Here is an 11395-nt window from a genome sequence, read left to right as displayed (position 1 = left end):
TTTTGCCCTGCTATTTGATACCGCCAATCGCTCCTCAATACACCTCGGGCACGATCATCGTCTGCGGCACCGGCTGACGGCTATAGTCTTCGTGATAGACGCGCGACGGCAAATCGATCTGCGCATGCTCGATCTCGTGATACGGCACCTGGCTCAGCAGATGCTGAATACAGTTCAGGCGCGCGCGCTTCTTGTCGACGGCCTGCACGACCCACCACGGCGCCTCGGGAATATGCGAGCGCTGCAGCATCACTTCCTTGGCCTGCGTATACGCTTCCCAACGGCGCCGGCTTTCCAGGTCCATCGGACTCAGCTTCCATTGCTTGAGCGGATCGTGAATGCGGTTCTGGAAGCGGATTTCCTGCTCTTCGTCGGTAATCGAAAACCAGTATTTGATAATCTGCACGCCGCTGCGCACGAGCATCTTTTCGAACTCCGGCACCGAGCGGAAAAACTCTTCGTACTCTTCATCGGTGCAGAAATTCATCACGCGCTCGACACCCGCGCGGTTGTACCAGCTACGGTCGAACAGCACCATCTCGCCGCCCGCGGGCAGATGCGAGACATAGCGCTGGAAATACCATTGCGTGCGCTCGCGGTTATTCGGCGCGGGCAGCGCAGCGACGCGGCAGACGCGCGGATTAAGCCGCTGCGTAATGCGCTTGATCGCACCGCCCTTGCCGGCCGCGTCGCGCCCCTCGAAGATCACGACGACCCGATGGCCGGTCTGCACGATCCAGTCCTGTAGCTTGACCAGTTCGCCCTGCAAGCGGAATAGCTCGCGGAAGTACTGCTTGCGCGCCTCGCGATGCTCGGGCGTAAAGCTGTCCGGGCCGTCGATAATGCGGTCATCGACTTCCATTTCGAGCTCTTCGTCATAGGCATCGATGAGGTCCTCTTCGAAACGGCGTTGCCGCTCCGCCATGACTTCGGCTTCGGATCTCGGGTCAAGCTCTTTCATTGCGGCTCTCCTCGCAACAGAAATGGATTGGCGCGCAGCGGCAAGCGCGGCGCGGACGCAGTTGCTCGATTATCGGAGTAGAAGGTGTCATCCTTGTTACCGCATCGTAAGATTGCCGATGCATCGGTGCGACTCATGATAGCGAGGATAGCGAGTTTTGCGCGGTTCCCGGCGGCAAATTCGGCCGCCGATCCGATAGCCGGATCAGCGGCTGGATGGAGTCGCCAGCCTAATCGCAAACGCCGCCACTAGCCTAGCGGCCGGGCAAAACTCAGTTCGTGGCCATCCGGATCGGTGAGATGAAAATAGCGCTCGCCCCAAGGCGCGTCGGATGGCGCGAACGATGGCTGCAATCCCGCCGCGAGTACTTTGCGATAGAGCGCGTCGACATCCGATACATAGATAATCACGCGCCCCCACCAGTTGACCGGCGCGCGAGCATCGGCAATCAGATTCAGATAGGTCCCGCCGAATGCGAACGATGTAAACGTCTCCTGCGGGCCGCCGAATTTAAGCGGAAAACCGAGCGCTTCGTAGAACGGCACGGCGCGCCGCATATCGCCGGTGGCCAGCGTAATCGCACTCAGCGATTCGATCCGCGGTTCGGAAGAAGCGGTTTGCGACGATGACGAGGAAGCAGTTGCGGGCATAAAGCGTCTCCTTTTTATCGATAAAGCGCAGCGGCATAGGCATGGAGACCACACTATCGATATCGGTCCAGCACGCCCCACTTAACCTCGAATTAACCTCGAATCAACCTCGAATTCGCGAGCCCGCACCCAACCGCCGGCATGCGGCAAGTGTCTCACACGCCGCCGTCCCATCCCCATGCGCGCGCCCTTGAAAAATCCTCGGCGCGCCCCGCATCTTTGGGCCCGCCTATCCGGAGCATCGCCATGGGAAGCCGCCCCCGCTTTATCGATGACCTGTCGAGCGCCGCATCCGACGCCCCCGGGCCCCAATCCACCGAACCGCTTAGCGACGACACTGCCCTGCTCGACGCCTATTCGCGCACCGTGATCGGCGCGCTCGAGCGCGTCCAGCAGGCGGTCGCCTTTATCGCCGTCGAACGCCGCCTGCCGGGCGAGCCGTCCGGGCACAGCCGCGGCGCGCGCGGCGGCACAGGCTCGGGTTTTTTATTTACGCCGGACGGCTATCTGCTGACCAATAGCCATGTCGTGCATGGCGCGACGCATATTCAGGTGACGCTTGCCGACGGCGCGAAATTCGACGCCGATCTGGTCGGCGACGACCCCGGCAGCGATCTCGCCGTGCTGCGCATCGGTTCGCCGGAGCCGCTGCCGCATGTCGAGCTTGGCGAATCGTCGAAGCTGCGCGTCGGGCAGATTGCGATTGCGGTCGGCAATCCGCTCGGCCTTCAGCAGACCGTCACGACCGGCGTAGTCTCGGCACTGGGCCGTTCGCTGCGCTCGAATTCCGGCCGCATGATCTACGACGTGATCCAGACCGACGCCGCGCTCAATCCCGGCAATTCGGGCGGCCCGCTTATCAATTCGGCGGGCCAGGTTATCGGCGTCAATACGGCGATCATCCCCGGCGCGCAGGCAATCTGCTTTGCGACGGCAATCGATACCGCCAAATGGGTCATCATGCAGATCTTTGCTTATGGCCGCGTACGGCGCGCGTATATCGGCGTGGCCGGCACGACCATGCCGCTGTCGCGACGTATGCAGCGCTATTTCGGGCTTAGCGCGCAAAGCGGCGTGCATGTAATGGAAATCGTCAAGGGCAGCCCGGCCGCGCTCGGCGGCTTGCGCACCGACGATACGATTGTCGCGATCGACTCACAGCCGGTGCAGGACGTGGATAGCCTGCAACGTACGCTCGACGCTTCGCGTATCGACAGGCCAGTCAGCGTGACCGTGCTGCGCGGCGCGCAGCGGGTGGAACTGACGTTGACGCCGGTGGAGCAGGCGGGGTGAGGAAAAGGGTTGGCCGCGCCGCGGCCGGCCCCTGGGTAGGGCTGGGGCACTCTACATCGAACCCTACATTAAACCCTACATAAAAATAAATTAACCCTTATAAACCAATTAGTTGCGATATATAATCGAGGACATTAAACCCTACATAGAACCGTATTTTCTGTTATGACGACCGTCGTTTCGTTCGAACCATTGTTTCCCGAGGAGCGCGTACTCGATCCGCTGCTCGAACGCACCGCCGAACTCGTCGATTCGTCACAAAAGCTGCTTGCCGTAAGCGGAACGCCACTTGCCGCTGCGCTCGTGCCGCAATTGCGGGCAATGAATTCGTACTACACAAACAAGATCGAAGGCCAGCACACGACGCCTGCCCGAATCGAGGCCGCGCTCAAGCGGAACTATTCCGCCGATATGGCCGAACGCAAAAAACAGCGCCTTGCGCTGGCGCATATCGCAACGGAAACCACGCTTGAAGAAGAGTGGTTTTCGCTCGGGGTATCCGCCCTGTTCGAACCCGCACGGCTTGCCGCCATTCACAACCGGTTCTTTTCCTATCTGCCGGTCGACGAGCGCTTTACCAGCGAGGGCGAGCCGATTGAACCCGGCAAGCTTCGCCAGGCGGATGTCACGGTAGGCCGGCATCTGGCGCCGGAGCCCGAGATGATCGAGCCGCTACTCGATGCCTGGTCCACTCGATATGCGCGCATACGAATCAAGGATTACCAGCTGATCGGCATTGCCTGCTCGCATCATCGGTTGGCATGGATTCACCCGTTTGCGGACGGCAATGGCCGGGTCGCGCGCCTGCATTCGCATCTCGCCCTGCGTGCAGCCGATTTGACGCACGGTTTATGGTCCCCGCTTCGTGGCCTTGCGCGAGAACATGAGCAGTACTATGTCAGATTAAGCGAGGCCGATCAGCGGCGCCGTAATGATCTCGATGGCCGGGGCACACTCTCTCAGGAAGGCCTGGTGCAGTTCGCCCAGTTCTTTCTGGACTGTTGCCTGGACCAGGTCAGCTTTATGGTCCGCATGACCGGATTCGACGGCATTGCGGATCGCCTGCACGATCTATTGCGATATTTCGATTCCAATCCATGGATGATCGGTTCGGAAAAATCGGTTATCAAACCAGAAGCATCAGCACTGGCTATGGAATTCGTGGCGACGCGCCGCGCAGTCACGCGCGCGGAATTCAATCAGATGCTCGGCGTAAGCGATGTTCTGGCGCGCCGGATTACGCGCTCCCTACTCGATATCGGTCTGCTCGATTCGCCTTCGCATCGCGGTGATCTTTCCTTTGGACTCCCACTAAAAAGCCTTCGCTTTCTATTCCCACGCTTGTGGCCCGAAGTCGACCAGGAATAGGCAAACCGCAACCCCCAACACCCTCTACTGAACCACCCGCGCCACCCCTCGCCCGCGCGGATCCGTTGCCGCTTCCGGCCTATTGCCATTGACCTGGATCACCTGAATATCGCCGACAAAATCCTGTCCTTCCAGCGTATAGCCCTTCGCTTCGATCTGCTTCGCGAGTTCGCCCTCGATCGGCTTATACGGCTCCCAGAAAATCGTATTCGCTGGCAATAGCTGATGATGGAAACGCATCGCGGCAACCGCATCGGGCAGCGGCATATCGTAGTCGTAGATATTGTTGATGACCTGGAAGATCGACGTAAAGATACGCGAGCCACCCGGCGTGCCGATGACGAGCGCGACCTTGCCGTCTTTCGTCAGGATCGTCGGGTCCATCGACGATAGCGGCCGCTTTTTCGGCTCGATCGCATTCGCATCGGCGCCCACCACGCCAAATGCATTCGCGACGCCGGGCTTCGAGGAAAAGTCGTCCATCTCGTCGTTGAGCGCGATACCGGCGCGATCCACCACGACACCCGAGCCAAACGCGCCGTTGAGCGTATACGTATTCGAAACCGCATTGCCCCATTTGTCGACCACCGAATAGTGCGTGGTCTCGGACTTCTCCGGCATCGACGTGCCGAGGCCCGGCTGAATGCTCGCCGTATCCGAAGGCGTAACGGGATTGACCTCGGCCGCACGCTTCGCGAGATACGCATCGTCGATCAACTGCGCGACCGGCACCTGATAGAAGTCGGGATCGCCGAGATACTGCGCGCGATCCGCAAACACGCGCTTCTCGATCTCCGCGATCAGATGCACATACTGCGCGGAATTGAGCGGCACGCCCTTGAAGTCGGGCGCGAGATCGGCCTTCATCTTCAACAGCTGCACGAGACCGACGCCGCCCGAACTCGGCGGCGGCGCGGTAATCACACGATAGCCGTTCCAATCGGCCTGCACCGGCTCACGCCATACGGCCTTGTATTGTTCGAGATCGGCCTTCGTAATCAGACCGTGACCGCGCATCGAGGCTGCGATCAGATCGGCGGTCTTGCCCGAATAGAAATCCTTCGCGCCCTGATCGGCAATACGCTGCAACACCGCGGCCAGATCGGGCTGCCTGAAGTGGGCGCCCTGTTTCAAACCGCCGAAATACGTATCGAAATTGGTCTTGCCCGCGAAGTTTTTCTCCGCTTCGTCGCGCCGCTGCTGTAGTGGCTGGCTGACTTCGAAGCCGTCGCGCGCATAGTGAATGGCCGGCGCAAGCACCTGCTTCCACTGGAGCTTGCCGAAGCGGCGCTGCGCTTCCCACATGCCTTCGACGGTGCCGGGCACGCCCACCGCGCGATAGCCGATAAGGCTCATATCCTTGATGACCTCGCCCTTGTCGTCGAGATACATGTTTGTGGTCGCGGCAAGCGGCGCGCGCTCGCGATAGTCGAGAAAGTAAGGCTTGCCGTCCATATACAACGTCATAAAACCGCCGCCGCCGATATTGCCCGCATCCGGAAACGTGACCGCAAGCGTAAAGGCGATCGCAACGGCCGCGTCGACCGCATTACCGCCTTGCCTGAAAATCTGCTCGGCGGCATCGGCGCTGTAGTTATCGGGCACGGCAATCGCCGAGCCGCTCAGCACGGCGGGCTGCGTTGTCGCGGGCGCCTTGGCAAGCGCGGGCGTCGCTTCGAGAAAACCAGTGGCAACAGACAGAAGCGTAACCAGCGCAAAACCGCTGGCCGAAACGCTAAGCGAAGCTTTGGCGCTGCGAAACGACTTCATTGCGATCTCCGTAAACGACGGTTTTATCCGTATGACGAATCGGGCTACCTTGGGCTTATAACATGCGCAGCAAGGTTTTGCTAAACCGCTATATGCCGTATGCCTCGGTGTACTGCCGCATAAAAAGCCTTGAAAAAGGCACTCAAGCGCAATGGGATGAACGTGGCTTGATACGTGCCGCCGCAATCGCACTGGCACTGGCACTGGCACTGGCGAAGTGCGAATCGGCTGGATAGAAGCAAAGCAATCGAAGCTGGGGAACGGTAAAACGGCGCAGCCGATGCCGCGAACGCGAGGCGTAAAACGATCGGCACAAATAGAGCAAGCGCGCACTACAAGCGCCGCGAATTGTGCTCACACGCTCACGTGCTCCCGCGAGCAATTTCGTCGCCCGCATCGTGCGGAAGACGCGCCGTAATCGGAATCGACAGGAACGAGAACAGGCCGACAACCACAAACGCCGGCCAGAAATCGGAGAACACGATCTTGGGATGGCCCTGCACGTAATGCGAAATCTGCAGCACGATACCCGAGATCGTCACGCCGAGCCCGAGCGACATCTGCTGGATCACGCTCGCCACGCTCGTGGCGCGGCCGATATCGCTGCCCGGAATATCCGCATAGGCGAGCGTATTGAGCGACGTAAATTGCAGCGACGGAAAAAAGCCGCCCACCAGCACGATGCACCAGATCAGCCAGTGCGGCGTACCCGGAAAGAACAGCCCATATACGGCGATCGCAACACCCGCGCAGGCGGCATTGACCATCAGCACGGTACGAAAGCCGTAGTGCCCGAGAATGCGCGTCGCTAGCGTCTTCATAAAGATCGAGCCGAACGCGGACGCGCACGTGATCGCACCGGCTCTGAACGCGGTCATGCCAAGCCCTTCCTGCAACGCGAGCGGCAATAGAAACGGCACGGCGCCCAAGCCGATACGAAACAGCGAACCGCCGATCACGCTCGCATGAAAGCTCGGAATGCGCAGCAGGCGCAGATCGAGCACCGGCAACTCGACACGGCCCGCGTACAGCACATAGGCCAGCAGCAGCGCGATACCGGTCATGCACATGCCGAACGATGCGCTACCCGAGACGAGTTCGCCGCCCACGAGCGAAAGCCCGAGCATAAACAGCGACGCGCCGCTCGCCGACAGCACGAAACCGATCCAGTCGAGCCGTCCGGGATGCGGCTCGTGCGTATTCTCGATGTATTTGTTGGTCAGCCAGATGCCGAGCAGACCGATCGGCACGTTGATGACGAAGATCAGCCGCCAATGCAGATACGTCGTGATAAAGCCGCCGAGCGGCGGCCCGACCACCGGCCCGAGCAGCGCCGGCACCGCCAGATAGTTCATCGCGCGAATAAACTCGGACTTCGGCAGCGAACGGAAAATAATGATGCGCCCCACCGGGACCATCAGCGCGCCGCCAATGCCCTGCACGAAGCGCGCGGCAACGAAGGTATCGAGCGAGGTGGAGACCGCGCACAGCAGCGAGCCGGTGATAAAGATACCGATGGCCGTGCGGAACACGGTACGCGAACCGAAGCGGTCGGCCACCCAGCCGCAGATCGGAATAAAGACGCCCAGCCCGATTACATACGAGGTGACCGCAAGCTTCAGGGTGATGGGATCGTGGCCGAGGTCGCGCGCCAGAACCGGCAGCGACGTCACAATGACCGTGCCGTCCACGTTTTCCATGAACATCGCGCACGCAACGATCAGCGGAACGATGAAAGGGCCTAAGGCGAGCAGCATGGGCGTGGCGGCAGGCAGCTAGGCCGACGATTTAAAGCAGCGATTATGGCATCGCGGCGGCAACCCATGTTGTTGTGCGAAGGAATTTTCGCCACGCACAGCGGTGCGGACGACGCCGTGCCGGTATTGCACCGGGCTCGGTGTCTCCGTGTCGAGATTAGACAGTTAAGGGCTACCGCGTGTCCCGTCCAATGCCCCGCTCCCGGTTCCCCGCTACGGCTTAGCGCGACGCGCTAACGAGCGGCTGCAACTGCAGGAGGATCTCGTTGGCCGCGCGCGCGACGTCGTTCGGGAAGTCGATTTCGATCCACGGCGCGCCGGTCACGTCGGCGGTATCGAACACCTGGCTGCGTTCGAGCAGCAGGTCGCGCACCGCTTCTTCGTGAGGCATGTTGGCGCGGCCGCTGTCGATATAACCCGCCACAATCTGCGTAAAGCGGCGCGCGGTTTCTTCGCGGAAGCGGAAGAAGCCGACCGATTCGCCGATCGTGTCGTACTCGAGATTGACCGCCAGCTGCTTGCGCAATTCGACCGGCACGCCGTCTTTCAGACACAGCTTGACGGGCTCGTCGCCCGCCTCGAAATCGCGGTCGATCAACAGACGGTTGACCGATTCACCGGCCACCAGCGCGCTCAGGATGCGTTCGTCGTAGAGCACGTCGGCGTCCATCAGCAGCACGTCGCCACCGCGCGTCAGCGCATCGGCCACGGTATGCACGGTCAGCACGCTGCCGAGATCGAAGCGCGGGTTCAGCACGGTCTCGACCCGATGCGGCCAGCCGATGCGCGCGAGTTCCGCCTGCACCGATTCCGGTTGAAAGCCGAGCGCCAGCACGACGTCGGTCACCCCGGCGGTTTCGAGCATTTGCAGATGCCGTTCGAGCAGGCTCATGCCGTCGAACTGCAGCAGGCACTTCGGAAACTGGGCCTGTGGCGGCTGCTGAAGACGCAGGCCGAGGCCTGCGGCGAGAATGATGGCGCGCATGCGCGGTCCTTTGAAAAAATACGGAGATCAATCGGCAACCGGCACGCGCCGCGTGGCGCGCCGCCGTTGCCAGCTTCTTTCGCTGAAGTGCAAAACCAGCAGACCCGGCAAGCCGAGCAGGATTTCACGCGCGCGCTTGGCGAGCGAAAGCGCCAGCGCCGCGTCGGGCGGCAGGCCAACGAGCGGCGCGAGCAGCAGATACCCCCCTTCCTGCACGCCGAGCGAGCCCGGAATCATAAAGGCCGCGCCGCGAATCGCCTGGCCGATGCTTTCGAGCAGCAGCGCATCGATCCAGCCGACCGGATGGCCGAGAAAACGCAGCGCGAGCCATACCTCGACCGTACCGACAACCCAGCCGACCAGGCTCAGCGCAAAGCTCGCCGCCACCCGGCCGCGCTCGCGATAGAGCAACTGCACGGCGGCGTCGACGGCTTCGGCGCGCGTCATCAGCGAGGACCAGTCGCGCTTGCCGAACACCTTCGACACCATGCCGAGCAGCCGGCCGAACAGGCCGCGCCGCTGCGCATAGTAGAAACCGGCGATCAGCGCGCCGAGCACGGCCGTGGCGATCAGCGTGGCCATGCGCAGGTCGTGCAGCGCGCCGTGCGCGGCATATGCGCCGAACAACGCTAGGCCGCCGAGCGCGAAAACGATTTGTGCGAGCGCCTGCCAAGTCGTGCTGACGGTGATCGCGGCGGCCGCGTCGCGCAGCAGCATGCCGCGCTGCGACAGCTGCCGCACCATCACGACCGGACCGCCGATCTGCCCGGCCGGCAGCAGGCTATTGACCGATTCGCCGATCCAGCGTGCGAACAGCGCATCGCGCAGCGAGAGATCGTAAGCGGTGTTCTCGCGCGCGGCGCCGCGGCGCCGAAGCAGCACCGAGATCGCGCCGGCATCGAGCACGAGCGGCACGAGATGGAACGCCGCGACGACCACGAGCCCCCAGCCGGCCGCCAGCAAGGTCGAAGCCACCGAGCCGAAGCCCTGCCACGCGAGCAGGCCGACGAACAGCGCCGTGCCGATCGACAGCAGAAGCAGCGCCACGCGACTCATGCAGCGCCCTTGCCCCGCGAGACCATCTGACGGAACACCTGGCGGAAACCGAAGTACGCAATCGCGTCTTTCATGTTCGAGACGAAACGGCGCCACGGCCGCATGTTGGGGTCCGTGACATATTCGAACGTAAGCGACACGCGCATTTCTTCGGCGCCGGCCGGCGTGATGCGGTGGCGCAGCTTGTCGCCGTCGAAAAACACGAGGCCGCCCGGCGGAATCTGCACCGCGCCCGGCACGTCGGGCACGTCGGGATTGCGCGTGTGCAGCTCGTATTCGAGCCGGCACGACGATTCGTCGATCACGCCGAGCAGCAGCGTGTAACGGCGTCCGTCGTAGTACGAAGTATCGTAATGCCAGCCGATATGGTCGCCCGGCCGCGTGTAGTAATAGAGCGCGTAGGCATGCGGATCGTCGGCGGGAGAAACCTGCAGCTTGTCGCCGCTCACCTGCTCGAGCCAGCCGATCAGCTCTTTCGAGCGATACAGTTCGGCGATAAACGGCGCAAGACGGTCGATCATATGGCGGCTCACGCTGCCGCCCTGCTTGTGACCCGGCAGATAGCTGCGGTTCACGTTATCGAGCAGGGCACGCGCGCTGTGAACCAGCTGCGCGGTGGCTTCCGGCGCGAGAAAGTCGTCCAGATAAAGAAACGCACCCTGTGCCGCGAAGTCTTTGCGCAGACGCGGATTGTCGAACGTGCGGGTGCGACTTGCGACCGCGCGGTCCGCGTCCGGTGCGGGCGCGGCAGATGCTGCGACAGAGGCGGTTGCCACGGGGGATGCGATCACGTCGTCTTCGGCGTGGATACTCATTTGCTGGTCCAAAGTTGACTGGTTTCGGAGGCTTTGGCGGCGCCGGCTGCCAGCCGGGCGCTGCGGCGCGACACGCGCACATAATCGATCACGACCCAGACGGCGAACAGCGGCGCGCCGATCGACGCCACCACGACGAACGGCGTCACGACGTTCGTCAGCGTGACGATAGGTAGCAGGTACAGCACGTCTTCGGTTTCAAAGCCGCCCACCGACGCCTGCTTCGTGCCGGCCTTGCCGGCCATTTCCTCGATGCGCATGCGCAGGAAGAAGATCAGCGCGACCGCAATGCCGGCTACCGCGCCCAGCACGCCGGGCGCGAGTTTCAGGCCGCCGATCTGCGTGCCGCCGACACCGATGCCCATGCCCATGCCCATGCCGACGAACAGCATCACGGTGACAAGCGCGTCGCAGGCAAGGTCGTAAAAATGACCGATACGGCTCGACTTGCCGCCAATACGCGCAAGCTCGCCATCCGTATGATCGACAAAATTGGAGAGCACAATCAGCAATGCGCCCGCATTGGCCGGCGAAAAACCGCCGCGGGCGAGACACAGCGCGCCCGCCACGCCGATCAGAAGGCGCAGCGTGGTCAGGTGATTAGGAGTGACCCAGGTATCGACTAGCGGTGTCACGAGCCGGCGTGCGAGCCGGGCGTCCCATGTGCGGGGCGCTGGAACGTTTAATGGAGGCGGAGCTTTCGAAGTCATAACCTGCAAATATATACGGGTTCACAAAAG

Annotated in this window: 10 protein-coding genes; 2 read left to right on the top strand and 8 right to left on the bottom strand. The window is 62.0% G+C overall.

Annotation, left to right across the window (positions count from 1 at the left end):
* Positions 1-34 precede the first annotated feature (34 nt).
* Entirely contained in the window at positions 35-961 is a 927-nt protein-coding gene (ppk2, locus tag GXB81_RS03080) for a polyphosphate kinase 2 (protein ID WP_167044663.1), read from the bottom strand.
* 248 nt (positions 962-1209) lie between these two features.
* Complete coding sequence (locus GXB81_RS03075; RefSeq protein ID WP_205988344.1) at positions 1210-1611, bottom strand: VOC family protein; 402 nt, start codon at positions 1609-1611, stop codon at positions 1210-1212.
* Between the two features lie 246 nt (positions 1612-1857).
* Between GXB81_RS03075 and GXB81_RS03070 the strand changes: the two genes are divergently transcribed.
* Together GXB81_RS03070 and GXB81_RS03065 are read left to right on the top strand one after the other, a co-directional pair.
* Positions 1858-2904, top strand: coding sequence for a trypsin-like peptidase domain-containing protein (locus tag GXB81_RS03070; protein ID WP_205988343.1), 1047 nt, complete (start codon positions 1858-1860; stop codon positions 2902-2904).
* 165 nt (positions 2905-3069) lie between these two features.
* Positions 3070-4272, top strand: coding sequence for a Fic family protein (locus GXB81_RS03065; protein WP_205988342.1), 1203 nt, complete (start codon positions 3070-3072; stop codon positions 4270-4272).
* Positions 4273-4296: 24 nt separating this feature from the next.
* Here GXB81_RS03065 and ggt read toward each other — a convergent pair whose 3' ends face one another.
* The 6 genes from ggt to GXB81_RS03035 form a co-directional block, all read right to left on the bottom strand.
* On the bottom strand, positions 4297-6042 hold the full coding sequence (gene ggt, locus GXB81_RS03060; protein ID WP_167281935.1) for a gamma-glutamyltransferase: 1746 nt from the start codon (positions 6040-6042) through the stop codon (positions 4297-4299).
* A 362-nt stretch (positions 6043-6404) separates the two neighbouring features.
* Positions 6405-7799: an MFS transporter gene (locus tag GXB81_RS03055; protein WP_167044676.1), complete on the bottom strand. Its 1395-nt coding sequence runs from the start codon at positions 7797-7799 to the stop codon at positions 6405-6407.
* A gap of 220 nt (positions 7800-8019) precedes the next feature.
* Positions 8020-8784 (bottom strand): phosphocholine cytidylyltransferase family protein, encoded by a 765-nt coding sequence (locus GXB81_RS03050; protein ID WP_205988341.1) that lies wholly within the window; start codon positions 8782-8784, stop codon positions 8020-8022.
* A 27-nt stretch (positions 8785-8811) separates the two neighbouring features.
* Positions 8812-9840 (bottom strand): lysylphosphatidylglycerol synthase domain-containing protein, encoded by a 1029-nt coding sequence (locus GXB81_RS03045; RefSeq protein WP_205988340.1) that lies wholly within the window; start codon positions 9838-9840, stop codon positions 8812-8814.
* Positions 9837-10655, bottom strand: coding sequence for a 2OG-Fe(II) oxygenase family protein (locus tag GXB81_RS03040; protein ID WP_167044685.1), 819 nt, complete (start codon positions 10653-10655; stop codon positions 9837-9839). Before GXB81_RS03040 ends, GXB81_RS03045 begins: the two co-directional genes overlap by 4 nt.
* Positions 10652-11365 (bottom strand): CDP-alcohol phosphatidyltransferase family protein, encoded by a 714-nt coding sequence (locus tag GXB81_RS03035; RefSeq protein WP_205988339.1) that lies wholly within the window; start codon positions 11363-11365, stop codon positions 10652-10654. The genes GXB81_RS03040 and GXB81_RS03035 overlap by 4 nt, the downstream gene beginning before the upstream one ends.
* Positions 11366-11395: the final 30 nt, after the last annotated feature.

It is taken from the genome of Paraburkholderia sp. Ac-20336, from assembly GCF_017105025.1.
Taxonomy (GTDB): Bacteria; Pseudomonadota; Gammaproteobacteria; order Burkholderiales; family Burkholderiaceae; genus Paraburkholderia.
This window is presented reverse-complemented; position numbering and strand designations above follow the sequence as displayed.